Below are 25,207 nucleotides of genomic sequence, written 5' to 3'. Positions count from 1 at the left end.
TACCCCCTGGCGCGCTCCCGCGGGAGCGTGACACGAGGGGTACGGTCGGGTCATTCGTCGTCGTCTCGGTCGCCTGTCCGTCCGTACTCAGGCCAGGGCGGGGGTCTGCTTGAGCGACTCCAGGACGGCGTCGATCAGGCCGTACTCGATGGCTCCCTGGGCGGTGAGGATCTTGTCGCGCTCGATGTCGCGGCTGACCTCGTCGATCGACTTGCCGGAGTGGTCGCTGATCATCTTCTCGAGCAGCTCGCGCATGCGGAGGATCTCGTTGGCCTGGATCTCGATGTCGGAGGTCTGGCCGAAGGTGCCCTCGGTGTAGGGCTGGTGGATCAGGATCCGGCTGTTGGGCAGCGCGAGCCGCTTGCCCTTGGCACCCGCGGCGAGCAGGATCGCCGCGGCCGAGGCCGCCTGGCCGATGCACACGGTCTGCACATCGGGCTTGATGAACTGGATCGTGTCGTAGATCGCGGTCAGCGCCGTGAACGAGCCACCGGGGCTGTTGATGTAGATGCTGATGTCCTGATCGGGGTTCATCGACTGCAAGCACAGCAGCTGGGCGATGACGGCGTTGGCGACGTCGTCGGAGATCGGCGTGCCGAGGTAGATGATGCGGTCCTCGAACAGCTTGGCGTAGGGGTCGATCCGGCGGAAGCCGTAGGAGGTCCGCTCTTCCCACTGCGGGATGTAGTAGTTCATGCCTTGATCACTCAGTCCTTCTTGTGGGCGGGCCGGCCCTCGTCGGAGGCTTCCTTGGCGCTCTTGACGACCTTGTCGACCAGGCCGTACTCCAGCGCCTCCTGCGCGGTGAACCAGCGGTCGCGGTCGGCGTCCTCGGTGACCTGCTCGACGCTCTGGCCGGTGTGCTCGGCGATGAGGTCGAGGAGCACCTTCTTGATGTGCAGCGACTGCTGCGCCTGGATCTTGATGTCGGAGGCCGAGCCGCCCATGCCGGACGACGGCTGGTGCATCATGATCCGCGCGTGCGGCAGGGCGTAGCGCTTGCCCTTGGCCCCGGCGCAGAGCAGGAACTGGCCCATCGAGGCGGCCAGACCCATGCCGACGGTCGCGACGTCGTTGGGGATGTAGTTCATCGTGTCGTAGATCGCCATGCCGGCGTCGACGGAGCCACCCGGGGAGTTGATGTGGAGGAAGATGTCCGCCTCGGGGTCCTCCGCCGAGAGCAGCAGCAGCTGGGCGCAGATCGCGTTGGCGTTCTGGTCGCGGACCTCGGAGCCGAGGAACACGATCCGCTCGCGGAGCAGCCGGCTGTAGATGTTGTCGTCGAGCAGGTTGAGACCGGCTCCACCGTTCATCTCGGGCCCTCGCGTGGGGCCAGCGGAAAACTGAGTCACGCGGCTGACACTAGCCGGAGCGGGAGACAGATCCACGCGTTCGACACCGCTGTTCGCCGACAGCAGATTTGTCGTCGGCTGCGCACCGGTAGCCTGCCGGGAGCGCAGCGCCCGACCGTCTCAGGAGGTCCCATGTCCGCGGGTTCACCCACCGGCCGGCTGGTCGCCGCCCTCACCCTCGTGACGGGCCTGGCGCTCGCCGCCTGCGACGGCGGCGGGAGCGACCCGGGTCGACCCGGCGACGGCACGGCGAGCCCGACGGCGGCCGCGGCCGCCGTCCTCCGCGAGCCGGGGCGGGCCTGGGAGCTGTCGGCCGCCGACGTCGTCCCGAACGGCCGGTTCGTCCCGTTGGGTCCCCTCGGCGACGACGAGGTCGCGGCTCCGAGCGCGATCGCCGTCGGCGACGTGCTCGTGGCGGCGGTCGCCGACGCCAGCACCGGCGACGCGGCGCCGCTCCTGGTCGGCGTGTCCGGCGAGGGGAAGGTGCTGTGGCGCGGCAAGGACTTCGGTGCCTGCTGGACGCCGGACGACGCCTCCCTCTACTGCACGCGGGGCAATGCGCTGGTCCGGGTCGACCCCGCCTCCGGCGGCACCGGCGCCGGCGCCGACGTCGCGGTGGCCCCCGGCAGCGCGCCGGTGCTCGATGACGGCGTCCTGTACGTCGTCGTGACGCCCCCGGGGGCCGACGAGAGCGCCTATCCCCCGCCGTTCGCGGTCGCGGCGCTCGACGCGACGACCCTGGCCGACGTCTGGCCGGACGGGCCCGCCGGCGTCGAGGAGCTGGCCGGTCTCGGCGCCGGCTCGCCGGCACTCGACCTCAGCGGCGACGACGTCTCGGTCGCCGCGTGGCGGGAGACCCCTTCCGGGCAGGCCGACGCCACCCAGTTCGAGCTCGACCGGACGACCGGCGAGGTGCTGGGCAGCGCCCACCTCGGCAAGGGCGCCTTCCTCGACCGCCCGTGGACGGTCCGCCGCGGGTTCGGCAACGACAAGATCGAGGTCTCCCGCGACGGGCGGGTCCTGTTCCAACAGGCCGGGCAGCCCTGGGACAGCCAGGACGACCGCCTGGTCTCCCCGGAGGGCCGGCTCGGCGTCGGCGCGACCCTGTACGACGTCGCCACCGGCCAGGCCGTCTGGGAGCGCCCGGACCTCGGTGACGACCTCTCCGGCTGGCGCTGGACGGCCGACCGGGCCCAGGTCGCGGTGACCGGCTACGACACCGAGGCCGGGAAGATCGTCACGACCTACCTCGACGCCGCCACCGGTGAGACACGGTGGTCGGGCCCCGGCAGCGACGTCGCGCCGACCGAGACGCCCGACGCCTTCGTCCAGGTCGAGACCGACTTCGAGTCCTCGTGGGTCGTCCACGCGATCGACCGGGTCACGGGCGAGGTCGCGTGGTCGAAGGACGTGTCCGAGGCCGCCCGCGCGGGCAACAAGGACGGGCTGCCCCTCGGCGGCCCCTACGTCTCGGCGGGCACGGAGTGGACCGTGTGGACGCTGGGCGCGACCACGCTGGTCGGCTTCACCGACTTCCCCGGCTGAGGACCGGCGCGGCGGCGCTAGCGTTCCGCCGCGGCCTTGAGCCCGGCGAGGGTGGTCGCCATACCGGCCTCGAGCTCGTCGGCGTGGGCGTCGGTGCCGCCCAGCAGCAGCGGCGCCACGATCCGGCTGCCGAGGCTCAGCGTGCGGGGCACCGGCCGGCGGTGCACCACCCGGGTCCGCCCCGCGTCGGCGGCGTCGGGCTCGAGCTCCCAGACCCACTGGGCGCCGCTGGACGGCGTGTCCCACACCAGCCGGCGCTCCGGTCGGACGTCGGCGACGACCGAGCGGGTCGGCCACACGACGGCCTTGCGGCGATTGATGCCGAGGTACCACTGCCCCACCCGCAGGCCGCCCGGCTTGAGCGGCACCATCCGGACCGTCTCCGGGCTCCAGTCCGCCAGCTGCCCGAAGTCGGTCAACAGCGCCCACACGTGCGCGGGTGGCGCGTCGATCACGGCCTCGGCGCGCAGCTCGCGCGCGGCGTTCGTCGTCATGCTCGCCATCATGGCGCCGCGCGTCCCGTGCCACCACCTGCGACGGGAGGAGATGCCGGACCTGGCTCAGGCCAGCCAGCGGGCCAGCGCGGTGTGGACCTCGGGGTGGTTAAGCAGGCCGAAGTGATCGGTGCGGCCGAGGTGGAGCACCTCGGCGCCCGGGAACAGATCGGTGCCGCGCCGATCGCGGCCGACCGCCGATCGCGGCGTGACCAGCAGGTCGCCGACGGTCTGGGCCACCGGGTGCCGCGCCGAGCGGGTGAGGGTGGCCGAGACCAGCCGGTAGCGCGCGTGCGGCAGCGGGGGCACGTCGTGGGCCAGCCCCTCGATCAGGTCGTGGATGCCGGGCGCCTGGCGGTCGATGATCCGCCCGAAGGCGGCGATCTCCGGGGCCCGGGCCAGCGTACGGCTGGCGTGGTCGGCCCCGACCGCGAACCACGACCCGAGGTGCGGGGTGCCGAGGGTGACCACGTCGCTGACCAGGCGGGTCCAGGGAGCCGGGGCCGCGCCCTCGGCGACGACGGCCGACGCGGCGCGCAGGACCAGGCCGCCGAGCGAGTGACCCACCAGCGCGATCCGGCCGACCTCGGTCGGCCAGGCGTCGACGAGCCGCTGCATCAGGGAGGCCAGCACCACGCCGTTCTCGCGCAGCGGCAGGCCGGTGTTGGCGCGCAGGTAGACGGGCGTCCAGCCGCGGGCGGCCAGGCGCTCGCCGTACGTCGCGCCGACCCGATCGCGATGGCGGCGCCAGTAGTCCTCGTTCTCGCACAGGCCGTGCAAGAAGACCACGAGCCGCCCGGTGGCCTCCGGGAAGGCGGCGGCGACGCCCTCCGGGGTGAGCGGCACGTCGCGTCCGTCACGGCGCACGGCCATCTCGATCGCGAGCCGCGGACGGTCCCGGCGCAGCTCCTCGCCGATCAGTCCGTTGACCGCGGCGTTGACGAACCGGCCGCGCGGACCCTCCTCCAGGGCCGGCCCGGCGCCCGTCTCCGCCAGGCGCGCGAGCCCGGCACTCGCACCGCGCAGCGAGATCCCCACGGCGCCGTACACGACGCCGGCGATGCCCCGGTGCAGCACCTCGGCCGGGAGTCCCGCCGGGCCCAGACCGCGGCGGACCACGTCGTGGGCGCGGCGGGAGATCGCGCCGTGGGTGTCGCGGGCGGTGGCCACGACCAGGTCGTCGAGGACCGCCGTGGCCAGCGAGAGTGCGTCGACGACGGTCGGGACGGTGGTCATGCGGACAGGCTAGCGAACTGAGTGCACACTCGTACACTCAATGGCGATGTGGCACGCTCGCCCGGTGCGCGCGTTCGAGGAGCTGGTGGCGGAGGCGGAGCAGGCCGACGTGAGCGGCTGGGGCTTCGGCTGGCTGGACGGCAGGGCCAGCGAGGAGCGTCCGCCCTGGGGCTACTCCCGCCTGCTGGCCGAGCGTCTCGCCGGCGTCGGGGACCACGGCGCCGCCCTCGACCTCGACACCGGCGGCGGCGAGGTCCTGGCCGAGGCCCCGGTTCTCCCCGGCCGGATGGTGGTGACCGAGGGATGGGCGCCCAACGCCGAACGCGCCAGGAGGCTCCTGGGGCCGCGCGGCGCGGAGGTCGTCGAGGTCAGCGGCGGGCGACCACTGCCCTTCCCGGACGCCTCCTTCGAGCTGGTCACCGCCCGGCACCCGGTGGCTCCCGACTGGGCCGAGATCGCCCGCGTGCTGCGCCCCGGCGGCCGGTACCTCGCCCAGCACGTCGGTCCGGCGTCGGCGTTCGAGCTGATCGAGTGGTTCCTGGGCCCGCTCCCCGAGGAGCGGCGGGCCCGGGACCCGGAGGACGAGCGGAGCGCGGCCGAGCGGGCCGGGCTCACCGTCGTCGACCTGCGCACGGCCCGCTGCCGGATGGAGCTGTACGACATCGGCGCGGTCGTGTGGCTGCTGCGGAAGTGCGTGTGGTGGGTGCCCGACTTCACCGTCGAGCGCTATCGGGACCGACTGCAGGCGCTCGACGAGCAGCTACGCGCGGGTCGGCCGTTCGTCGCGCATGCGACGCGGCACCTGGTGGAAGCCCGACGCTGACCCCGAGAGCGCCGCACCCGGCATCCCGGTCGCGACTCCGCGGGGAGCACGACCCGAATGCCGGGTGCGAACGGTGGAACAGGTGCCGGTCAGGCCTCGGCGGGAGCCTCGGTCTCCTCGGAATCCTCGGCGGGCTCGCCGATGGTGCCGTCGGCCTGCAGGTTCTTCAGCTCGAGGACGTTGCCGGCGGCGTCCTTGACGGTCGCCCCCTCGACGAGGAGCTGGAGCGCCTTGCCGCGGCGGATCTCCTGGACCAGCTCGGGCACGTGGTTGTGCTCGAACATGTGGTTGACGAACTCCTGCGGGTCCTGGCCGGACTGCTGCGCGCGGCGCATCATGTGCTGGGTCAGCTCGCCCTGGTCGACACCCATCTCCTCCTTGTCGGCGATCTCGTCGAGGAGGAACTGCGCGGCGACGGCGTCACGGACCCGGCGCTCGAGGTCGGCCTCGAACTCCTCCTGGGTCTGCGACTCGTCCTCGAGGTACTTCTCCAGGGTCATGCCGGCCATGACCAGCTGCTGCTCGAGGTTGGCGCGCCGGGCGTTGAGCTCCTCGGTGACCATCGACTCGGGCAGCGGGATCTCGACCTTCTCCAGCAGCGCCTCGAGGACGGCGTCGCGGGCGGCTGCGGCCTGCTCGAGCCGCTTGCCGCGGGTGAGCCGCTCGCGGACGTCGTCGCGCAGCTCGTCGAGGGTGTCGAACTCCGAGGCCTCCTGGGCGAACTCGTCGTCGAGCTCGGGGAGCTCCTGCTCCTGGACCTGGGTGACCTTGACAGCCACCTCGACATCCTGGCCGACCAGGTCGCCGGAGACGAGCTGGGTGGTGAAGGTCTTCTCCTCGTCGACCGACATGCCCACGAGCGCCTCGTCGAGACCCTCGATCATGCCGCCGTTGCCGACCTTGTAGGAGAAGCCGGAGATCTCGGCGCCGTCGACGACCTCGCCGTCGTTGGTGGCGACCAGGTCGATGACCACGAAGTCGCCGTCCTGCGCGGCGCGCTCGACGTCGATGAGGGTGCCGAAGCGCTCACGCAGCGCGTCGACCTGCTCGGCGACGTCGTCGTCGCCGACCGCGAGGTCCTCGACGCTGGCCTCGAGGCCGTCGTACGCCGGGAGCTCGATCTCGGGCTTGACGTCGACCTCGGCGGTGAACTCGAGCGCGTCGTTGTCCTCGAACTTGGTCACCTCGATCTCGGGCTGGGCGAGCGGGGTGAGGTTGTTCTCCTGGAGCGCCTCGACATAGGCCTTCGGCAGCACCTCGTTGACGGCCTCGTCGAGGACCACGCCGCGGCCGATCTGGCGGTCGATGACCTGCGGCGGGACCTTGCCGCGGCGGAAGCCGGGGACGTTGATCTGCTTCGCGATCTTCTGGTACGCCGCGTCGAGGCTCGGCTTGAGCTCCTCGAAGGGCACCTCGACGGTCAGCTTGGCCCGGGTCGGGCTCAAGGTCTCGACGGCGCTCTTCACAGGTGTTCTCCTACTGTCAGTGGGGTGGTGCGCGGGCCGTGGGTGCCCGCCTCGATCGGGTTGATCGGGGTGGATCTGTCGGGGCGACAGGACTCGAACCTGCGGTCTCCTGCTCCCAAAGCAGGCGCGCTAGCCACTACGCTACGCCCCGCGGAACGGCTCGCCGATCCAGCTGCCGGGCCGCACTTCGAGGGGATGACGGGAATCGAACCCGCGTAATCAGTTTGGAAGACTGAGGCTCTACCATTGAGCTACATCCCCGGACGTCCGGCCGCGCTCGCGCACGGCCGATGACCACGCGCAATCGTGCCACACGGGCGGGTGCCCGCCCCAACCGAGGCCGCCACCCGGACCCCACCGTCTAGGGCCGGCGGTGGACCACCAGCAGCGCCCGGTCGTCGTCGGGCGAGCCGACGGCGCCGACCAGGCGCCGGGCCAGGCCGTCCCAGGAGCCGCGCAGCAGGGACTCCGCCTCCCCCATCATGTGGTCGATGCCGAGGTCGATGTCGCGCCGCGGCTCCTCGACCATGCCGTCGGTGTAGAGCAGCAGGCTGTCGCCCGGCGCCAGGCGCCCGCGGTGACAGCCGAACTCGGCGTCCTCGACGATGCCGAGGACCGGCCCCTCGGGGCGCAACGGCTTCCAGCGTCCCGAGCCCGCCTCCCGCTGGAGGGCCGGCGGATGACCGGCCGAGCGGAGCTCGAAGTCGCCGGTCGCCAGGTCGACCGAGACGTGGACGGCGGTCGCGAAGCCCTCCTCCCAGGAACGCTGGAGGAGATAGTCGTTGGCGGCCGGGAGGAAGCGGGCGGGTGGCAGCGCGGCGACCAGACCGCCCATCGCGCCGGACAGCTGCAGGGCTCGGGTGCCGGCGGCCTCGCCCTTGCCGGAGACGTCGACCACGACCAGCTCGATCCGCCGGCCGCGGTCGGTGGCGGTGGCGACCACGAAGTCGCCGGCGAACGGGGACCCGCCCGCCGAGGACAGCGCCGACTGCACCAGCCAGGAGGCCGGGAGCTCGGGGATCTCGCCCTGGGCGAGGATCCGGTCCCGCAGGTCGACGAGCATCGACTGGCCCCGCAGCGGGCCGACCCCGACCACGCCGCGCCGCAGGGACAGCCCGATCACCAGGAACGAGATCAGGTACATCACCGTGAGCGCGACGGCGATGCGCGCCGTGAGCTGGTTCTCCAGCACGGCCGCGCAGGTCAGCGCCACCACGATGAACCCGCCGAACCAGGGCAGGATCCGGTTGCTGAGAAAGAGCACGCCGAGCACCAGCGGGACGAACACCAAGTTGACCGGTACGTCCTCGGGGAACATCCCGATGGCCACGACCATCACGGCCGCCAGGACGCCGAGTGCACAGGCGGTGCCGACGTCGGTCAGCGCCCACCGTCGCCCGGCGCCGATCATGGACGACCGGCCCGGGGTCGCCCGGCCACCGAGCGGGGGGCCCGCTGGCAGCGCGCGCACCAGAACAGGTTGCGACCGCCGAGGACCTCGGTGCGCACAGGGCTCCCGCAGACGTGACACGGCTGGCCGGTCCGGCGGTAGACGTAGACCTCACCGCCGTGGTCGTCCACCCGCGGCTCCCGCCCCATCGCCTCGGGGGTGTGCTCGGGCCGGACGGTGTCGATCCGCCCGGTCCGCACGCCCTCCCCCATCAGCACGACCAGATCGTCCCAGATCGCACGCCACTGTGTGCTGCGAAGCGTGCGACCGGTGCGCAGCGGGTGGATGCGGTGCCGGAACAGCACCTCGGCGCGATAGACGTTGCCGACGCCGGCGAGGACCGTCTGGTCCATGAGCAGGGTGCCGATCGGGGCGGCGCTCCGGCTGATCCGCGCCCACGCCCGGTCGGGGTCGCCGTCGGCGCGCAGCGGGTCCGGGCCCGAGCGGGCGACCACGGCGTCGCGCTGCGCGGCGGTCTCCAGCGCGCAGGTGGTCGCGCCGCGCAGGTCGCCGTACGCCGCGGGACGGGTGGCCGTCGCCGGGCGGACCAGCCGCAGGCGCACCTGTCCCACCGGCGCCGGCACCTCGGCACCGGGATCGAGGTCGTCGTGCACCGCGAACGTGCCGTAGAGGCCCAGGTGGACGTGCACGAACCGATCGCCCTCGAAGCGGACGAACAGCTGCTTGCCCCAGGCCTCGGCGTCGAGCAGCAGGCTGCCGTCGAGCTGGGCCGCCGACGCGGCGAAGCGGCCCTGGGGGCTGCCGACGTGCACGCGGCTCCCCCCGAAGACCGCGGTCAGCTCGCCGGCGAGGCGATGGAGGGTGTGCCCCTCAGGCATCAGGTTCCGTGACCGAGCGCCGAGTCGGGAAGGGGCGGCAGCTCGCCCGTACTGTCGTACGACGACAGCTGGCCGATGCGCCGCACGTGGCGCTCCTCGCCGGGGAACGGCGTGGTCAGGAAGACCTCCACCAGCCGCGTCATCTCGTCGAGGGTGTGCATCCGACCGCCGACGGCGACCACCCAGGCGTCGTTGTGCTCGCGGGCCAGGGCGGCGGTCTCCTCCGACCAGGCCAGGGCCGCGCGGATGCCGTGCACCTTGTTGGCGGCGATCTGCTCGCCGTTGCCGGAACCGCCGATCACCACACCGAGGCTGTCGAGGCCCGCCTCGCGGTCGGCGCGCACGCCCTCGGCCGCGCGCAGACAGAAGACCGGGTAGTCGTCGAGGGCGTCGTAGACGAAGGGACCGTGGTCGACCGGCTCGTAGCCGTGCTCGGTCAGCCAGCCCGTCAGGTGGGACTTGAGCTCGAGGCCGGCGTGGTCGCAGCCGAGGTGAACGCGCATGCGCAGGATTCTCTCAGGCGGAGGTGCCGGGTGGGCGGGTGGGCTGTCGCGGCGGTGGGCGGGCGCTCGCTCGCTGCGGATTCATCACGGGATGTAGGTGAGCCGCCGCTTCTATAGCGGAGTTCCGCTACAGAAGCTCCACTACGCCTACATCCCGTGATGAATCCGCCACCGGCGCCACCCCACTCAAGCGCGATGCAGGCGGCGGGCGGCCTCGGCGACGGAGCCGCTGATCGAGGGGTAGACGGTGAAGGTCTGGGCGAGCTGGTCGGCGGTGAGCCGCTCGGTGACGGCGAGCGCGACCGGGTGGATCAGCTCGGAGGCACGGGGGCCCACGACGACGCCGCCCAGCAGGCTGCGCGAGCCCGGGGCGACGAAGAGCTTCACGAAGCCGTCGACGATGCCCTGCATCTTGGCGCGGGGATTGGTGGCGAGCGGCTGCATGACCACCTCCGCGAGCACCTCACCGGCGTCGACCTGCTGCTGCGTCACCCCGACGGTGGCGATCTCCGGCGACGTGAAGACGTTGGAGGCCACCACTCCCAGGTCGAGCGGCTGGACGGCGTCGCCGAGGATGTGCGCCATCGCGATCCGGCCCTGCATGGCCGCCACGGAGGCGAGCATGAGCACGCCGGTGCAGTCGCCGGCGGCGTACACGCCGGGCACGGAGGTCCGCGAGACCCGGTCGACCGTGACGAAGCCGCCCTCGTCGAGGGCGACACCGGCCGACTCCAGCCCGATGCCCCCGGTGTTGGGGACCGAGCCCAACGCGAGGATGCAGTGGGAGCCGGTCACCTCGCGGCCGTCGGCCAGGGCGACGGTCACGACGTCGCCGGTGCGGGAGACCGACTGCATCCGCGAGCGGGAGAGCACCGTCATGCCCCGGCGGGTGAGCACGTCCTCGAGGACCTGGGCGGCGTCCTGGTCCTCGCCGGGCAGCACCCGGTCGCGCGAGGACACCAGGGTCACCGGGATGCCGAGCGACTGGTAGGCGCTGGCGAACTCCGCGCCGGTGACACCGGAGCCGACCACGATCACGTGCTCGGGCAGCTCGGCGAGGTCGTAGACCTGCTCCCAGGTGAGGATCCGCTCCCCGTCGGGCTGCGCCGTCGGGAGTACCCGCGGGGTGGCCCCGGTCGCGATCAGCACCGCGTCGGCGTCGTACGTCGCCTCGGTGCCGTCGGCGAGGGTGGCCACCACCCGGGCCGGACCGTCGAGGCGACCGCGGCCGGTGACCACGCGCACGCCCTCGCGGAGCAGCCGGCTCCCGATGTCGGCGGACTGCGCGAGCGCCAGCGCCTTGACCCGCGCGTTGACCCGGGCGAGGTCGACTCGCGGCCGGGCGACGTCGATGCCGAGCTCGCCGGCCTCGCTGAGGTCGGTCATCACCTCGGCCGTCGCGATGAGGGTCTTGCTCGGCACGCAGTCGGTCAGCACCGCGGACCCGCCGACGCCGTCGGAGTCCACGACCACGACCTCCGCCCCCAGTTGGGCGGCCACCAGGGCCGACTCGTAGCCACCGGGTCCCCCACCGACGATCACCACGCGCGTCATGGCCGCCATTCTTGCAAGCGCGGGGCTCGCTCTACGATTCCGCCATGCGTCTGTCCCGAGTCGTCACCCCCGTCGCCGCCGTCCTCCTCGCCACCGCGGTCGCTGCCTGCGCCCCCGCGGAGGACGAGCCCGAGGAGCAGAGCGGCAAGAGCGCTTCCGCCGACGAGTGCGCGGTCGCCGACCTGCCCCTGGTGCAGGACGGCATGCTGACGGTCGGCACCGACACCCCGGCGTACGAGCCCTGGTTCGTCGACAACGACCCCACCAACGGCGAGGGCTTCGAGTCCGCCGTCGCCTACGCCATCGCCGAGGAGCTGGGCTTCACGAAGGACCAGGTCACCTGGGTGACCGTGCCCTTCAACAACTCCTACAAGCCCGGCAAGAAGGACTTCGACTTCGACATCAACCAGATCTCGGTCAACCCGGAGCGGGAGAAGGCGGTCGACTTCTCCGACGGCTACTACTCCGCCGCTCAGGCCGTGATCGTGCTCGAGGACAGCCCGGCCGCGAAGGCGACCTCGCTGGCCGACCTCGCGACGTTCAAGATCGGCGCCCAGACCGGCACCACCTCGCTGACCGCGATCCGCGACGTGATCAAGCCCCAGCAGGACCCGCTGGTGTTCCAGAACACCAACAACGCCAAGCAGGCCATGCTCAACGGCCAGGTCGACGCGATCATCGCGGACCTGCCGACGGCCTTCTACATCAGCGCGGCGGAGATCGAGAACAGCACGCTGCTGGGCCAGTTCCAGTACGACGGCGGCGAGCCCGAGGAGTTCGGCCTGCTGTTCGAGCAGGGCAACCAGCTGCTGCCGTGCGTCAACGGCGCGATCGCCGCGCTCCAGGAGGACGGCACGCTCGCCGACATCGAGCAGAAGTGGCTGTCCGACGTCGTGAGCGTGCCCGAGCTCCCGTGAGCACCGGCGCATCCGGGGCCGGCGGACCCGCGGCCGACGGGACCACGTCGGACTGGCGACCGAGCGAGCGCGAGCTCGCCCGGCGCCGGACCCGCTCCCGGCAGCGCCGGCACCGCGTCGTCGTCGCCAGTGTCGCGACCGTCGTGGTGATCGGCGGCCTGGTCGCGGCGCTCGTCCTCTCGCCGGGCTGGCCGCGGGTGCGCGCGACCTTCCTCGACCTGCACCATGCGAAGGAGTCGCTGCCGAGCATCGTCGACGGCTTCTGGCTCAACGTGCGGATGTTCCTCATCGCCGAGCCGATCATCCTGGTGCTCGGCCTGGCGCTGGCCCTGCTGCGACAGGCGCAGTCCGCGTGGCTGGTCCCGCTGCGCGGCCTCGCGGTGGTCTACACCGACGTCGTGCGCGGCATCCCGACGCTGCTGCTGGTGTTCCTCTTCGTCTTCGGCATGCCGGCCCTCGGGCTGGAGGGCATCCCGACCAGCATCTTCTTCTGGGCCACCGTCGCGCTCGTGGTGTCCTACTCGGCCTATGTCGCGGAGGTGTTCCGCTCCGGTATCGAGTCGGTCCACCCCTCCCAGCTCGCCAGCGCCGACGCGCTCGCCCTCTCCCGCGGGCAGACGATGCGCCACGTCATCGTGCCGCAGGCCGTGCGCCGCGTCGTACCCCCGCTGCTCAACGACTTCGTCTCGCTGCAGAAGGACACCGCCCTGGTCGCCTCCGTCGGCCTGTTCGACGCGCTGTTCGCCGCCGCCGACTACGCGAACTACAACTTCAACTTCACGCCGTACGTCGTCGCGGCGCTGTTCTTCATCGCGATGACCGTGCCGCTGGCCCGGCTGTGCGACGTGCTCGCGCGACGGCTGGCCCGGCGCGAGCGGGCAGGAGCGCTCTGATGTCGATCCCGTCCCCGGCCCTGCTCGAGGTCCGCAACGTCCGCAAGACCTATCCGCGCCACGACGAGCCGGGGCGCCGCGTCGTCCTCGACGACCTCTCGCTCAGCGTCGCGGCGGGCGACGTGGTCTGCCTGATCGGCTCCTCCGGCTCCGGCAAGTCGACACTGCTGCGCTGCCTCGACCTGCTCGAGCCGATCGACGACGGCGTCATCGAGTTCCAGGGTCGTGAGATCTCCGACCCCCTCGTCGACCCGCGCCAGGTCCGTCGCGACATCGGGATGGTCTTCCAGGCGTACAACCTGTTCCCCCACCTCAGCGTCCTCGACAACTGCATCCTCGCGCCGCGCAAGGTCCACGGCATGCCGGCCGCCGCGGCCCGCGAGAAGGCCCGCGAGCTGCTCCACCGGTTCGGGCTCGGCGAGCACGTCGACAAGCACCCCGACCGGCTCTCCGGCGGGCAGCAGCAGCGGGTCGCCCTGGTCCGGGCGCTGTGCACCGACCCGGCGCTGCTGCTGCTCGACGAGATCACCGCCGCCCTCGATCCCGAGCTGGTCGGCGAGGTCCTCGACATCGTGCGCAGCCTGGCCGACGCCGGGACGACGATGGTGCTGGCCACCCACGAGATGGGCTTCGCGCGTGAGGTCGCCTCGCACGTCTGCTTCCTCGACGACGGCCGGATCGTCGAGGAGGGCCCGCCGGCCCGGGTGCTGGGCGCACCGGAGCAGGCGCGGACGCGGGAGTTCCTGCGGCGGGTGCTGCCGGACTGAGCAGGGCGCCGAGCGGGCTCGTGTCGCCGCGACCGCGTCCCGGACCGCCCGGGTCCCGTTCGAGGTCACGATCACCCCCGGCGACCTGCTCGACGACTGACCTCGTCCCTCACGTCGCTGCCCCACCCCATTCGACGGTGCTGACGATCGCGTCGAAGAGCGGCACCATCTCCTCGCGCATCGACACCAGGGCGGAGCTGAAGGTCAGCAGCAGCGGGAAAGGCGACTCCTGGCGCACCAGCCAGTACGACGCGACGACCTCGCCCGCCCCCTCGACGCCGGTGCCGGCGGACAGCGGCCCGGCGATCGTCTTGACGGTGCGGACGACGCCGGGGCCGTCGGTCTCCAGGACCGCGACCTCCCCCCAGCGACCGGAGCGCCGCAGGTGGGCCGACAGCGCCTCGGCCCCGGCAGCGGGGCTCACGTCGAGTGAGAGTCCGGCGGGGACCTCCGGCCAGCACACGGCCAGGCTCGCCGGGATCGGCACACCGGGGACGATCTCGACCGCGAAGTAGAAGTCGCTCCCCTGCGCCTGCGCGGCCGCCTCGGCCGCGCGCTCGACGGACGCCTGGACGTCGTGCCGCAGCTGCGCCCGGTCGTCGCGCCGGCCGATGACCGAGCGCGCCATCTGCCGCACCTGGCGCCGGGTCTCCTCGGGCGTGGTGAGGACGATGTGCCACCACTTCCCCGGCAGCAGGAAGTCGACCCGCCTCGACGGCGCCGCGGCCTCGGTCATCGGGCCACCTCCTCGGTGACATCGGCGGCGGCGCAGGCGTGGCCCACCGTGGTCGCGATCTCCGCGAACCCCGCCAAGTCGGTGGTCAGCAGGTCGACCGCGACGTTGAGACCGCTGTCGAGATGTCGCACCGCGAGGCCGCGCTCCTCGACGTGGGCGCCGGTCGGACCGTCGTCCCGGGCGGCCAGCTCGTGGCACAGGAGGAGCGCACGGCCGGCGATCCGCGTGCGCGTGAGGGTGCGCGACACCAGGTGGTCCGGCAGGGCCGCGTCGGCGACCTGTCGCTCCAGCTCGTCCAGGTCGGGTCCGGGGCGCACGTCGATCGACCCGAAGGCGACAACCCCGGGGGTGTTCGGATCGGGGTCGAGCACCAGCACCCAGCCGACCCGCGAGGCGCCCTGGCCGGCCACCCACTGCTCGAACCGGACCAGCCCGGTTTCGTACGCCGAGCCCGGCTCGGCGGGCGGCACGGCGGCTCGCCAACCGGGTGTGGCGAGCTCCTCCGCGGCGAAGCAGCGCCAGCCCTCGGGCACCCGCCAGGCAAGACGTGGTGACGTCACCATCCGGCACCACCGCCCCCGCCACCGCCGCCACCGCTGAAGCGGCCGACGCCGGCCGGCTCACCGCCGGACGAGCCGAAGTTCTGCGCCATGATCCGGTCCAGGTCGACGCTGCGGAAGTCGGCCTGGAGAGGGGTGACGTCCACCGTGGCCTGGCCGGAGATGTCCAGGGGAGCCGGCGCATCCAGGTCGTCGACCATGCCGCCGAGGGCATCGGTGGCCTCGTCGACGGCGTAGCCGACGGGGTCCATTCCCACCGTGAAGAGCTCCGCGGCGTAGTCGCCGGAGGTGAGACCGTCGCGGTAGCCGGGCTCGGTGACGGCCTGGTAGAGGTCGACGCCGTACTCGTTGCCGGGGTGCTCGCGCGTGGAGGTGCCGTACTTGAACCCGAAGGCGAGTCCGGTCTTGACCAGGTCACCGGGCTTCTCGCCGAGGAGCCGCTGGATGGGGGACATCGGGCCCTTGGCGCCCTTGGTGACGATGGAGATCGCCAGCTTGATGCCCGCCTTGACGACGTCGCCCCAGGACTTCTTCCCGAGCATCGCGAGCGCGAAGGTGGCCAGGAAGGCGGCCACCTTGAGGCCGATCGCGACCGCTCCGAGGACGGCCGCGACCCCTTGCAGACCGGGGATGATCGCCATGATCGCGGCGATCATCCCGAGGATGTCACCGAGGAGGTCGGCAACGACGGCCAGCGCCTCCAGCACCGGGGCGACGTACTTGTCGATGAAGCCGTTCCAGTCGTCCATCGGCGTGTCGTTGAGCCGACTGGTGTCGTTGGCGGTGTCGATCGCCCTCATCGCGGTCTGCGCGGCGGCCTCCAGGTCCCGCTTGGCGTCCTCGTACAGGACCCAGGCGTCCGCGGCCGCGCGCTGCTGCTCGGCGAGCTGGGTCTTGGCGTTGGCGAGCTCGACCGCGCGCTGGGACTTCTCGTCGGCGGAGAGGGTCGCGTGCTCCCACGGGTCCAGGGTGGCCCGATCGACCGCCTGCTGGGCATGACCGACGTCGGTCGAGCCGAGCTGGGCCATCGCCTGCTTGGCCTGCTTCTGGGCCGCGTCGAGCGCAGGAGCGTAGTTGACCAGCGCCTCGCCGGTGCCCTGGTAGCGCACCGATGCGTTGGTCATCACGGTGGCGACCTCGGTGGCGCTGTGGCGCAACTCCTCGACGGCGTCGCTGCGCATCGCGTGGTTGCGGCCGATGCTCGTGAGCAGCTTGGCGGCGTTCCTCATCCGCTCGGCGGCGTCGACCATCCGGCCGGCCTCGACGGCGACGGTGTGCGGGTCTCCCGGGAGGGGGCTCATGCCCATGGCACTCAGCTCCCCTGCGCCATCTGGCTGGCCATCTTGTCGTCCAGACCGCGGAAGTTCTCGTCGATCGCCTGGGCGGACTGCCACAACGTGTCCAGGGCCGCGATGATCTTCGGGCGGCGGTCGTCCCACTTGGTGGCGAAGTCCCGCACCTTGCCGGCGAGGAGGTCATGTCCCACGGCGTCGGCCGCGACCCGGCTGCTGTAGTCGGCGTCCTTGAAGTTGCAGCTGACGACCCTCAGGTCGGTGTACAGGTCCTGCAGCCGGCTGTCGATCTGCAGATCGGCCATGGTTCCTCCTCTCCGGTGCCGGGCGGCCGCCGTACGACGGCCGCCCGGGTGGTCGAACGTGCGGTCAGGACTTGATCGAGTTGGCCAGCTCGGAGTCGGTCTGCTCCATGGCGCTCGCGGCCTGGTCGAGGAAGGTCGACAGCCCGTCGAGAGCGTCGATCGCCTGCTTGGTGCCGACCTGGAACTGGTCGAACTGCTCGTCGTAGGCCTTCGAGGCGTGGTCGGTCTGGAAGCCCGAGCCGACCAGGTTGTCGACCAGGTTGCCGAGCTCGTGCAGCTTCTGGTTCAGCTCGTCGCGGCCCTGGCGCAGTTGGGCGGCAGCGGAGGTGAGGTCGGCGTAGGTGACGTTGAGGTTGACCATGGTTCTGTCCTTTCGAGGGGGCTCCGGAAGGCGGAGCCGGGGGCGGTGGTCCGGCGGTGTCCCGGCCGATGACCGGAACGCTAGGGCCGGACGGCGCGGGCGGGAATGGGGAGAACTCCCCATCGCCTCAGGCGAGTGGCAACTGGACTCTCACCGCCTTCCCGCCCTGCACGAGGAAACCCCGTCCGACGGGGAACTCCGCGCGGGCCACGCGCGGGAAGGAGGTGCGCAGGATGGTGTCGCCCTCGACCGACTCGGGCTGGAGCAGGAGTCCGCGGCGTCCGGCCTTGATCTCGCCGAAGATCGGCCACGAGCTGGTCCAGGTACTGGTCTCGGACTCGGCGACCACGAAGTGGCCGCTGCGCCGGATCACCTTCACCAGCTCCACGATCACCGCGTCGGCGGGCGTCGACTGGAAGTCGGCGAGGCCCTCGATCACGACCGCGGCGTGCGGCTCGTCGCTCTCGGCCAGCTCGGCCGCGAGCCGCTTGGCGAGGTCGACGACGTCGTCGACGCTCGTCGCGACCTCCGTCCAGCCGGGATCGGCGCCGAGGACCGAGCGTCGGTTGCCGAGGTAGTAGCGACGGGTGTCGGGTCGTGCCCGACGCAACGCGGCCACCATCGCCGCGAGCGCGTTCGAGCGCCCACTGCCCGGCCCGCCCCCGAGCAGGAAGGTGCCCACGGGTTCGAAACCGATCGGCGCCAGCTGCTCGTCCTCGATCCCCAGGGCGGGCATTCCGTCGACCGTCACCGGCAGGACGCCGGCGGCGTACTCGGTCGGGAGCGCCGCGACGCCGGGTGCGTCGGCACGACCGTTCCCCCGGATCGCCGCGGCGAGCGAGGTCATCGCGGCCGACTGGTCGGCGACGTTCCCCGATCCGCCGAGGATCGCGATCTGCGCCTCGTAGCCGTCGATGATCGCCCGCCCGGGCGGAGAGGCCGCGCCGAGGACGTCGCCCGGCACCTCCAGGATCGTGTACGCCGTCTCGTCCGCCAGCCGCAGCACCACCTTGCGGGGCACGCTCGACGAGACCGACCCCGGCACGCTGCCGGGGCGGTCGGCGGTGAAGGCCACGTGGAGGCCGAGCTGACGGCCCTCGCTGAGCAGCTGCTGGAAGACCGTGTACAGCGGAGCGCGGGTCGCCCCGCCCGCCTCGTAGGCATCGCGGAACGCCGGGAAGCCGTCGAGCAGCAACAGGATGCGCGGCTCCTCGGGCACGCCCGCGGCGACGCGGTACTCGGCGATGGTGCCGGCGTTCACCGCCGGATAGCGGCGCGACCGGTCCTCGAGCAGACCCTTGAGCGTGCGCAACAGGCGGGCGACGCGCTCGTGGTCGTCACCCGAGATCACGGCGCCGACATGCGGCAGCGCCTCGAGCATGCGCAGGCCGCCTGCGGCAAAGTCGAGGGCGTACACGTCGACCGGTCCCCCGCGCGGTGTCACGCCGGCCGCCGCGGCGAGTGTGCGCAGCACGACCGACTTGCCGCTGCCTCCGGTGCCGTAGACCGCCAGGTTGCCGTCGGTGTCCGGATAGAAGTACGCCGTGTCCTGGCGCTGCTCCTCGGGCCGGTCGACCTGTCCGAGCACGAGCTGGCGATCGTTGCGCGGACCCAGGCGGACCAGGTCGCAGACCCGGCCCAGCTCGGCGACCCACGGCCGGCGCGGCTCCGGGACACCGGCGACCTGTGCGGCTGCCGCGATCTGCGCGACCAGCCGGGCCTGGTCGGTCGGACCGGGGTCGGCCGGCTCCTCGACCTGCTCGTCCGGCGCCCGCCACTCGATCTCGGCACCGAAGCGCAACTCGTGCACGAGGACCTCATGCTGCTCGGGCTCGGCGCGGGTCCAGCCCCCGGCGTACGCCGACTGGAAGGGCATCAGCCTGCCGGGCCCGGTCTTCGCGACCCCGCGACCGGGGATGGACGGGTCGAAGCCGGCGGCCTCGGCCGATCCGACGACGTCCGTGCTGTCGGACTCGTCGGCCATCCGCAGTGCCACCCGCAGGTTGGTGTTGGCGCGCAGGTTGTCCTTGATCACGCCGGCCGGACGCTGTGTCGCCATGATGAGGTGGATGCCGAGCGACCGGCCCCGCTGGGCGATGTCGACGACGCCGTCGACGAAGTCGGGGACGTCGCTGACCAGGGCCGCGAACTCATCGATCACCAGGACCAGCGCGGGCGGGCACTCCACGTCGCCGCGCTTCTCCAGGTCGATCAGGTCCTTGGCCTTCTTGCGGTTGAGCAGATGCTCGCGGTGACGCAGTTCGGCCCGCAGGCTGGTCAGCGCCCGGCGGACCAGGTGCGGGCTGAGGTCGGTCACCAGGCCGACGCAGTGCGGCAGCTTGACGCAGTCGGCGAACGCGGCGCCGCCCTTGTAGTCGACGAACAGGAAGGTCAGTCGGTCCGGGCTGTACTCCGCCGCCATGCCGAGCACCCAGGCCTGCAGGAACTCCGACTTGCCGGCGCCGGTGGTGCCGCCGACGAGTGCGTGCGGCCCCTGGGTGCGCAGGTCCAGGTGCATGGCGTCGGCGCCCGCCTGGCCGACGAGCGCGCGCAGGGTGCGGGTCCGCCGGCTGGGCCGCGGCGGCTCGCCGGACCGGTCGTGCACGGAGTCGTTCTGCCGCCACCGATCGACCACGGCATGGCTGGTCTCGGCCATCTCGGGCCCGATCAGGCTGAGCAGGGTGACGGTGCGGGGCAGATCACTGGAGTCGGCGACGACCGCACCGGCATCGACGAGCGCGGAGAGCCCGAGGGCGAACCGCAGCGCCTCGTCGCGGGAGACGCCCTCGCTGACGACCTCGGCGATGTCCTGGCCGTGCCGGACGAAACGGGTGACGGCCGCACCGAGCCCCCCGGACACGTCGAGATGGGTCCGGCACACGGCCGGCAGCGCGGCGGGGTCGGCCGCCAGCCAGAGCACGACGATCCCCGCCTCCGCGGCCCGCTCGGCCAGCTGGACGACCCGGCCGCGGTCCATCGGGGCGTCTTCGGTCACCAGCAGGACCACGACGGGCAGGTCGACGTCGGGCCGGGCCTGCTCGTCGCCGACGTGGGCACCGCTCTGGGTGGCGGCGAGCTCGGCCGGGAGCGCCGGACGCTGATCGTCCTCGGTCGGTGCATCGGCGCCGGTCCGCGCCGCCACCAGCTCCTCCAGCTCGGAGAGCAGGCGGGCGATGGTCGCGGCCGAGTCCGCGAGCGGCGCCGATGCCAGCGGACTGTGCGGGGAGGAGGTGTGGGGCAGCCACTTGAGCCACTCGAGCTCGCCGGCGGTCTGGGAACCGGCCATCGCGGTGACGACCAGCTCGGCCGGTGAATGCAGACCGGTCAGCTGCACGAGGAGTCCCCGCGCGGCCGACGTACCGAGCGCGTGGTCGCCGACCACCCCCAGCGCACCCGCGAGCAGCGGGTCCTCGGTGACGGGGACGTCGGGCACCAACCGGTGCCGGTCGACCACCTCCTCGAGACGCTCGGTGTACTCCACGAGGCCGTCGTCCGTGGCGCCGCCGGCGGCGACGGTGGTGCGGGACGCGACCGTGCCGAGACCGAGCCGGAGATGCAGGAAGTTCCAGTGCTCGCGGCGACGGGTGAACAGCAGCGGCGAGCGGCGGGCGGCCGCGTCGAGGATCTCGGCCGTGCTCGGCGCCTCGGCCCGCCTGATCTCCTGCTCCCGCGGGCGATCTGCGAGCAGGGTCGCGTTGAGCACCTCCAACTGCTGGTCGAAGCGGTCGACCGCCTGCTGGAGCCGGCGCTTGTTGGCCTGCCGGCCCATCACGAAGTTGGCCAGCAGCATCATCGGCGTCATCGCGATGAACAGCAGCGTCACCGGACGCCGGGTCACGGCGTACATCGCGGCACCCATGATCACCGGGGCGATCATCAGCAGCCACGGGAACGGCTGCCGGTCGATCTCCTTGGGCACCTCCGGGCGCGCCAGCTCGCGTCCCGGGAACCGCGGCTCGACCCGCGGCGACCTGTTGAAGGGGACCGCGCCGCCCTGGATCTGGGTCTCGAGTCCGGCCGCCTGGAACCGCTCGGTGCGCAGGAAGGACAGGGTGCTGTCCCCCAGCGTGACCGGCTGCCCCTGCTCGACGGACAACCGCGTGACGACCCCGCCGTCGACGAGCAGGCCGTTGGCGGAGTTCTGGTCGACGAGCTCGAGCATCCGGCCCACGTCGAGCCGGGCATGCCGCTTGGACACCATCCGGTCGGTGAGCACCACGTCGCATCCGGGGTCGCGGCCGATGAGGAAGGAGCCCTCCCCCAGCGGGAACTCGCGGCCCTTGTCCGGCCCGGCGGTCACGCGGACCACGACGGCCGCGTCGCTGCGCCGGCCGACGGGCGAGCTGCCGACGTCGACGATCCGCACGGCGTAGCCGGAGGCGAGCGGCGCGTCCCCCATCGACCGCACCGGGTCCAAGGTCGTGTAGTCGCGCGTACCGACCGCCGCGACCGCGAGGGTGAGGTCGGCGCCGGAGAAGGTGGGACGCGTGGGGTCGGCCTCGGCGAGCGAGACCGCCACGTCGCCCACGGTGGCCGCCGCGTCGGTGGTGACGACGATGTCGGCAGGACGGCCGGAGCTGCGGTCGTAGACGAGCTTGAGCTTCACGAGGTGGCCTCCTGTGCCTCGGGGCGGGGCAGGCGCCGGAAGGACGCCAGGCTGACCCGGGCACGGATCCGGCGCCAGCGCCCCAGCCCGGACAGCAGCTCGGCGCGGACCCGGTCGACCTCCGACCAGTACGACGCCGCGGACTCCTCGGTCGGGTCGGTCCTGCCGAACACGTGGTGGTCGGCGGACCGGGCGAGCGTGGCGAGGGCCGGATGACCGACCTGGGCGGCCTGCTCGCGTCGGGTGCGCCGGGCGGTCACCCCGTGCCCGAGATCGCGGGCCGCGTCGAGCACCTCGCGCCACGCGGCGGTGAGCCGGGTCGCCGGCGCGCCCCGGGTCCGGCGCCGTCTCCGGCGCCAGGCCTTGCCGCCCACGATGCCGCCGACGATCCCGCCCACGACGAGCAGCGGGACGCCGCCGTAGACGAGGGCGGCGACCAGCCACCCCGGCAGGGAGAAGCCGCCGTCGTCCTCCTGGGTGCCCTTGCGGTTGTCGTCGGTGGCGAGCGGGTCGCCGCCCCCGGCCGGCGGGCGCACCGGTACGGGCGGCGGGATGATCTCGCCGGAGGTGAGCTCCTGCTCGGTCGGCGGCTGGTCCTCCGGCGGCCGCTCCCGGCTCATGAAGGCCTCGGTCGGCAGCTCGTGCCAGTCGCCGCCGGTGTCGCGGATCTCGATCCAGGCCCGCACGTCCTCGCCCTTGACGATGCCGCCGGCCGGGACCTTGGCCCCGACGACCACCCGCGCCGGGAGTCCCGCCTGGGTGGCGAGCAGGGTGAGCATGGCGGCGTACTGCTCGTCGTCGCCGGCGATCTGCTGGCCGTCGGCGGAGAACCGGGAGAGGCGGCTGACGGAGTGGCCGGCGGGGTACTGCGCGTCGTTCTCCGAGCCGCCGTCGGTGTAGCGGCCGACGGACTGGAGGTGCTGGGCGATCTTCAGCACCTGCTCCAGCGCGGAGCCCGCCTCGCCGCCCCAGCGCTGGGCGACCGGCCGGAAGTCGACGCCGGCGAGGTCCTCGGCGAGGCTGCCCGTCGCGACCGAGAGCTGCGGGGTGACTCTGTCCTCGGCGCCGGGGACGTGGGCGGTGAACGTGTAGCTGTCGCCGCCGCGCAGGCCCTGCGGTACGACGCCCGTGTCGGTCGCGAGGTTGTAGCGGAAGGTCTCGGCGAGGTCGTCGGCGCGCTCACCCTCGAACGCGAGGTCCGTGACCGCCCCGGTGGTCGGGAGCCAGACCTCGCGCAGGTCGTCGAAGACGTCGGTCAGGGTCACCGTCGCGGTCACCTCGCGACCGGGCCCCTCGTCGCGGATCACCGTGCCGACCCGCTGGAAGGAGCCGACGGAGCCGGAGGTGCCGGGCGCCTGGTTCGCGGCACCCCAGACGGTGCCGTTGTACTGGTCGAGCGCGGCGAACCGCAGCAGCGCACCCTCCGGCAGCCCCTCGACCCGCATCAGCTCACGCTCGTAGAGCCGCCTGTCCTCCTTGCCCTGCGGCGGCCGGTAGCCCTTGGTGTAGCGCCGGAAGCTCGCGAGCGGCGAGGGGTACTGGCCGACGTCGAAGGGTGGGGTGACATAGGAGCGCAGCACCACCCGCTCGCGGGCGTCGGCTCCGGGGAGCACCGGTGCCACGCCGACCGCGGCGGCGGCCGCGCCCAGTACCAGTGCGCCCGCGACGGCCCGGCTGCGCCACGACGTGCCGCCCTGGACGGTGCGCCGCTGGGTACGCCGGGCGCGGACCGCGATCCACACGATCGTCAGCGCCGCGAAGGCCAGGCCGATGGTGCGCAGCCGGGTCGGGGTCTGGATGCCGAGGAGGATCACCGCGGCGAGATAGGCGACCGGCGCCAGCACGGGCAGCCAGGGCGAGCGCAGCCGTCCGGCGAGCGTCATGCCGGCAGCGCCGGCGACCAGTCCCATCAGGTAGGGCAGGGTGAGCAGCGGTCCGCCGTCGACGGGCGCCAGCGTGGTCAGCAGGTCCTTCCAGCCGTGGACGCTCTGGTCGGCGAGCTCGCTCAGCGTGTCGGGCAGCGGCAGCACGGCCAGTGCTCCGGAGCTGTGCAGCGCGATCGCGCCGCCGAAGAGGAAGAAGGCGACGACGGCGAAGACCGCGACGAGCACCGCCGGCTTCGCCAGCACGGTGGCGAGGTGGGCGAGCAGGAGGCCGATGACCAGGCCCGCCGTCGCGGCGACCAGGTAGCTCCAGCCGTTGAAGGTGTCGCGGAACCCGAAGGAGGCGACCAGGCCGAGGGCGAGCAGCAGACCCGCGTCGACGAGCGCGGCACGGGGCGCGAAGCGGTTCATCCGATCCCCCAGTGCAGCAGCGGCGGCAGCTCCTCGAGCCGGCCGAGGGTGAGCAGCGGCAGATCCCCGGCGGTGCGCAGGGCCGGAGTCAGCTCGTGATCGACCCGGACGGCGATCTTGGCCACGTCGATGCCGAACTGGCCGGCCGAGCGCTGCAGCTCGAGGAAGTCCGTGTGCGGTCCGGAGACCAGGACGGCGAAGCTGGTCTCGGGCGCGATCCGGTTCGCCTCCCGCGCCACCGAGACCAGGCTCTCGGGGGAAGTCTCGGCCCGGGCGCAGACGTCCAGTACCGCCTTCCCGAGCACCTTGGACGCGGCGTGGCGACCGGAGGCGAAGGAGGCGTCGTACTCGTCGAGGAGGGCGCGCACCAGCAGCGAGCCGGCGACGGAGATCGCCGTCTCGTAGTCCTCGTCGCTGCGGTAGGACGCCGCTCGGCTGTCGACCACGATCGTCAGGTGGCTGCGCCGGGTGTCGAGGAACTGGCGGACCAGGAGCTTGCCGTGGCGTGCCGACGAGCGCCAGTGGACGTGGCGCAGGTCGTCACCCGGGGAGTACTCGCGCAGCGCGTGGAAGGCGAGGTCGCTCATCGAGACGTTGGCCGACGTGACCCCCTCGAGGTCCCGCATCAGGCCGGTGCCGAGCGGCTCGAGCGGCACGATCCGGGGATGCACGAAGATCTCGGTGACCTCGGACCAGGCCAGGTCGCGGCGGAACAGCCCGACCGGGTCGCCGCGGACACTGGTCGCGGGGCCGACGTCGATGACCCCCCGCTTCTCGGTCGGGACGACGAAGATCTCCTCCTGCGTCGAGCCCGGCCCCATCAGCGGATAGGAGAACGCGACGCCGCCCTCCCCCACCGGCAGCTCGAGGACGAAGGGCAGGGCGGGCGTCCGGGCCCGATTCGTGACCGCGAGCGATCCGGCGACCGCCTCGCCCACGGTGACGCGCGGCGGCTCGACGTCGAGGCTCACCTCCAGCTGGGTGCGACCGGCCATGAACAGCGCGCACCCGGCGAGCAGGACCAGCCCCGTCGCCGCGACGAGCAGCATCTCGTCCCAGCCGAGACGCCACCCGAGAACCCAGACCACGACGGTCAGCAGCAGGACGCCCCGGCCCGCCGGCGTGAGGGTGCGGAGGGCGGGGGTGAGGATCCGGACGGCGGGCGCGAGCCGGCGTCGTACCGGTTCGAGCAGGGCCGTGAGTCGTCGCACCAC

At 72.7% G+C, this 25,207-nt stretch carries 22 protein-coding genes and 2 tRNA genes; 5 read left to right on the top strand and 19 right to left on the bottom strand.

The annotated features are described in order from the left end of the window. Window positions 1–87 precede the first annotated feature (87 nt). Both QJ852_08060 and QJ852_08055 read right to left on the bottom strand, forming a co-directional pair. Window positions 88–696 (bottom strand): ATP-dependent Clp protease proteolytic subunit, encoded by a 609-nt coding sequence (locus QJ852_08060; GenBank protein ID WGX98391.1) that lies wholly within the window; start codon window positions 694–696, stop codon window positions 88–90. Window positions 697–707: 11 nt separating this feature from the next. Continuing rightward, window positions 708–1,313, bottom strand: a complete 606-nt coding sequence (locus QJ852_08055; protein ID WGX98390.1) for an ATP-dependent Clp protease proteolytic subunit — start codon at window positions 1,311–1,313, stop codon at window positions 708–710. Window positions 1,314–1,484: 171 nt separating this feature from the next. Between QJ852_08055 and QJ852_08050 the strand changes: the two genes are divergently transcribed. Then, window positions 1,485–2,897: a hypothetical protein gene (locus QJ852_08050; GenBank protein WGX98389.1), complete on the top strand. Its 1,413-nt coding sequence runs from the start codon at window positions 1,485–1,487 to the stop codon at window positions 2,895–2,897. A 17-nt stretch (window positions 2,898–2,914) separates the two neighbouring features. On the opposite strand, the gene QJ852_08045 is transcribed toward QJ852_08050, so the two are convergent. Next, window positions 2,915–3,391 (bottom strand): SRPBCC family protein, encoded by a 477-nt coding sequence (locus QJ852_08045; GenBank protein WGX98388.1) that lies wholly within the window; start codon window positions 3,389–3,391, stop codon window positions 2,915–2,917. Window positions 3,392–3,457: 66 nt separating this feature from the next. After that, window positions 3,458–4,627, bottom strand: coding sequence for a hypothetical protein (locus tag QJ852_08040; protein WGX98387.1), 1,170 nt, complete (start codon window positions 4,625–4,627; stop codon window positions 3,458–3,460). Window positions 4,628–4,673: 46 nt separating this feature from the next. Between QJ852_08040 and QJ852_08035 the strand changes: the two genes are divergently transcribed. Further along, entirely contained in the window at window positions 4,674–5,450 is a 777-nt protein-coding gene (locus QJ852_08035) for a methyltransferase domain-containing protein (protein ID WGX98386.1), read from the top strand. A gap of 89 nt (window positions 5,451–5,539) precedes the next feature. On the opposite strand, the gene tig is transcribed toward QJ852_08035, so the two are convergent. From tig to QJ852_08000, 7 genes are all read right to left on the bottom strand, one after another. Then, on the bottom strand, window positions 5,540–6,916 hold the full coding sequence (gene tig, locus QJ852_08030) for a trigger factor (GenBank protein ID WGX98385.1): 1,377 nt from the start codon (window positions 6,914–6,916) through the stop codon (window positions 5,540–5,542). 78 nt (window positions 6,917–6,994) lie between these two features. Next, window positions 6,995–7,067: transfer RNA gene (locus tag QJ852_08025), tRNA-Pro, on the bottom strand. A 39-nt stretch (window positions 7,068–7,106) separates the two neighbouring features. Next, a tRNA-Gly gene (locus QJ852_08020) sits at window positions 7,107–7,177 on the bottom strand. Window positions 7,178–7,277: 100 nt separating this feature from the next. Further along, the gene (locus tag QJ852_08015; GenBank protein WGX98384.1) at window positions 7,278–8,387 is read right to left on the bottom strand and encodes a PP2C family protein-serine/threonine phosphatase; all 1,110 of its coding nucleotides are present in this window, start codon (window positions 8,385–8,387) and stop codon (window positions 7,278–7,280) included. Beyond that, window positions 8,324–9,205: a zinc finger domain-containing protein gene (locus QJ852_08010; GenBank protein WGX98383.1), complete on the bottom strand. Its 882-nt coding sequence runs from the start codon at window positions 9,203–9,205 to the stop codon at window positions 8,324–8,326. The genes QJ852_08015 and QJ852_08010 overlap by 64 nt, the downstream gene beginning before the upstream one ends. Further along, window positions 9,205–9,708 carry a ribose-5-phosphate isomerase gene (locus QJ852_08005; protein WGX98382.1) on the bottom strand — a complete coding sequence of 168 codons (504 nt, stop codon included), beginning with the start codon at window positions 9,706–9,708 and terminating at the stop codon, window positions 9,205–9,207. Before QJ852_08005 ends, QJ852_08010 begins: the two co-directional genes overlap by 1 nt. Window positions 9,709–9,894: 186 nt before the next feature. Further along, the gene (locus tag QJ852_08000) at window positions 9,895–11,262 is read right to left on the bottom strand and encodes an NAD(P)H-quinone dehydrogenase (protein ID WGX98381.1); all 1,368 of its coding nucleotides are present in this window, start codon (window positions 11,260–11,262) and stop codon (window positions 9,895–9,897) included. A 44-nt stretch (window positions 11,263–11,306) separates the two neighbouring features. Between QJ852_08000 and QJ852_07995 the strand changes: the two genes are divergently transcribed. The 3 genes from QJ852_07995 to QJ852_07985 are packed head-to-tail and all read left to right on the top strand — an operon-like array spanning window position 11,307 to window position 13,839. Then, window positions 11,307–12,179: an ABC transporter substrate-binding protein gene (locus QJ852_07995; GenBank protein ID WGX98380.1), complete on the top strand. Its 873-nt coding sequence runs from the start codon at window positions 11,307–11,309 to the stop codon at window positions 12,177–12,179. Then, window positions 12,176–13,072, top strand: a complete 897-nt coding sequence (locus tag QJ852_07990; protein WGX98379.1) for an amino acid ABC transporter permease — start codon at window positions 12,176–12,178, stop codon at window positions 13,070–13,072. Before QJ852_07995 ends, QJ852_07990 begins: the two co-directional genes overlap by 4 nt. Further along, on the top strand, window positions 13,072–13,839 hold the full coding sequence (locus tag QJ852_07985; protein ID WGX98378.1) for an amino acid ABC transporter ATP-binding protein: 768 nt from the start codon (window positions 13,072–13,074) through the stop codon (window positions 13,837–13,839). Before QJ852_07990 ends, QJ852_07985 begins: the two co-directional genes overlap by 1 nt. A gap of 109 nt (window positions 13,840–13,948) precedes the next feature. On the opposite strand, the gene QJ852_07980 is transcribed toward QJ852_07985, so the two are convergent. The 8 genes from QJ852_07980 to QJ852_07945 form a co-directional block, all read right to left on the bottom strand. Next, the gene (locus QJ852_07980; protein WGX98377.1) at window positions 13,949–14,575 is read right to left on the bottom strand and encodes a hypothetical protein; all 627 of its coding nucleotides are present in this window, start codon (window positions 14,573–14,575) and stop codon (window positions 13,949–13,951) included. Next, a complete protein-coding gene (locus QJ852_07975) occupies window positions 14,572–15,135 on the bottom strand; it encodes a hypothetical protein (GenBank protein WGX98376.1) in 564 nt (187 codons plus the stop codon). Before QJ852_07975 ends, QJ852_07980 begins: the two co-directional genes overlap by 4 nt. After that, on the bottom strand, window positions 15,132–16,442 hold the full coding sequence (locus QJ852_07970; GenBank protein ID WGX98375.1) for a hypothetical protein: 1,311 nt from the start codon (window positions 16,440–16,442) through the stop codon (window positions 15,132–15,134). Before QJ852_07970 ends, QJ852_07975 begins: the two co-directional genes overlap by 4 nt. 5 nt (window positions 16,443–16,447) lie before the next feature. Continuing rightward, the gene (locus tag QJ852_07965; protein WGX98374.1) at window positions 16,448–16,732 is read right to left on the bottom strand and encodes a hypothetical protein; all 285 of its coding nucleotides are present in this window, start codon (window positions 16,730–16,732) and stop codon (window positions 16,448–16,450) included. Window positions 16,733–16,796: 64 nt separating this feature from the next. Beyond that, window positions 16,797–17,093, bottom strand: coding sequence for a WXG100 family type VII secretion target (locus QJ852_07960; protein ID WGX98373.1), 297 nt, complete (start codon window positions 17,091–17,093; stop codon window positions 16,797–16,799). A gap of 127 nt (window positions 17,094–17,220) precedes the next feature. Next, window positions 17,221–21,699 carry an FtsK/SpoIIIE domain-containing protein gene (locus QJ852_07955; protein ID WGX98372.1) on the bottom strand — a complete coding sequence of 1,493 codons (4,479 nt, stop codon included), beginning with the start codon at window positions 21,697–21,699 and terminating at the stop codon, window positions 17,221–17,223. Beyond that, the gene (locus QJ852_07950) at window positions 21,696–23,993 is read right to left on the bottom strand and encodes a transglutaminase-like domain-containing protein (GenBank protein ID WGX98371.1); all 2,298 of its coding nucleotides are present in this window, start codon (window positions 23,991–23,993) and stop codon (window positions 21,696–21,698) included. The genes QJ852_07955 and QJ852_07950 overlap by 4 nt, the downstream gene beginning before the upstream one ends. Continuing rightward, on the bottom strand, window positions 23,990–25,204 hold the full coding sequence (locus QJ852_07945; protein WGX98370.1) for a DUF58 domain-containing protein: 1,215 nt from the start codon (window positions 25,202–25,204) through the stop codon (window positions 23,990–23,992). The genes QJ852_07950 and QJ852_07945 overlap by 4 nt, the downstream gene beginning before the upstream one ends. Window positions 25,205–25,207 lie beyond the last annotated feature (3 nt).

The organism is Nocardioides sp. L-11A (assembly GCA_029961745.1).
Taxonomy (GTDB): Bacteria; Actinomycetota; Actinomycetes; order Propionibacteriales; family Nocardioidaceae; genus Nocardioides.
Note: the sequence above shows the minus strand (reverse complement) of the source record. Positions and strands in the feature narration are given on the sequence as shown.

What these genes read in the sequence shown, in the direction of transcription:
- QJ852_08060 (WGX98391.1), bottom strand. Translation starts at nt 696, where the DNA reads ATGAACTACTACATCCCGCAGTGGGAAGAGCGGACCTCCTACGGCTTC.
- QJ852_08055 (WGX98390.1), bottom strand. Translation starts at nt 1,313, where the DNA reads ATGAACGGTGGAGCCGGTCTCAACCTGCTCGACGACAACATCTACAGC.
- QJ852_08050 (WGX98389.1), top strand. Translation starts at nt 1,485, where the DNA reads ATGTCCGCGGGTTCACCCACCGGCCGGCTGGTCGCCGCCCTCACCCTC.
- QJ852_08045 (WGX98388.1), bottom strand. Translation starts at nt 3,391, where the DNA reads ATGACGACGAACGCCGCGCGCGAGCTGCGCGCCGAGGCCGTGATCGAC.
- QJ852_08040 (WGX98387.1), bottom strand. Translation starts at nt 4,627, where the DNA reads ATGACCACCGTCCCGACCGTCGTCGACGCACTCTCGCTGGCCACGGCG.
- QJ852_08035 (WGX98386.1), top strand. Translation starts at nt 4,674, where the DNA reads ATGTGGCACGCTCGCCCGGTGCGCGCGTTCGAGGAGCTGGTGGCGGAG.
- QJ852_08010 (WGX98383.1), bottom strand. Translation starts at nt 9,205, where the DNA reads ATGCCTGAGGGGCACACCCTCCATCGCCTCGCCGGCGAGCTGACCGCG.
- QJ852_08005 (WGX98382.1), bottom strand. Translation starts at nt 9,708, where the DNA reads ATGCGCGTTCACCTCGGCTGCGACCACGCCGGCCTCGAGCTCAAGTCC.
- QJ852_08000 (WGX98381.1), bottom strand. Translation starts at nt 11,262, where the DNA reads ATGACGCGCGTGGTGATCGTCGGTGGGGGACCCGGTGGCTACGAGTCG.
- QJ852_07995 (WGX98380.1), top strand. Translation starts at nt 11,307, where the DNA reads ATGCGTCTGTCCCGAGTCGTCACCCCCGTCGCCGCCGTCCTCCTCGCC.
- QJ852_07985 (WGX98378.1), top strand. Translation starts at nt 13,072, where the DNA reads ATGTCGATCCCGTCCCCGGCCCTGCTCGAGGTCCGCAACGTCCGCAAG.
- QJ852_07980 (WGX98377.1), bottom strand. Translation starts at nt 14,575, where the DNA reads ATGACCGAGGCCGCGGCGCCGTCGAGGCGGGTCGACTTCCTGCTGCCG.
- QJ852_07970 (WGX98375.1), bottom strand. Translation starts at nt 16,442, where the DNA reads ATGGGCATGAGCCCCCTCCCGGGAGACCCGCACACCGTCGCCGTCGAG.
- QJ852_07965 (WGX98374.1), bottom strand. Translation starts at nt 16,732, where the DNA reads ATGGCCGATCTGCAGATCGACAGCCGGCTGCAGGACCTGTACACCGAC.
- QJ852_07960 (WGX98373.1), bottom strand. Translation starts at nt 17,093, where the DNA reads ATGGTCAACCTCAACGTCACCTACGCCGACCTCACCTCCGCTGCCGCC.
- QJ852_07950 (WGX98371.1), bottom strand. Translation starts at nt 23,993, where the DNA reads ATGAACCGCTTCGCGCCCCGTGCCGCGCTCGTCGACGCGGGTCTGCTG.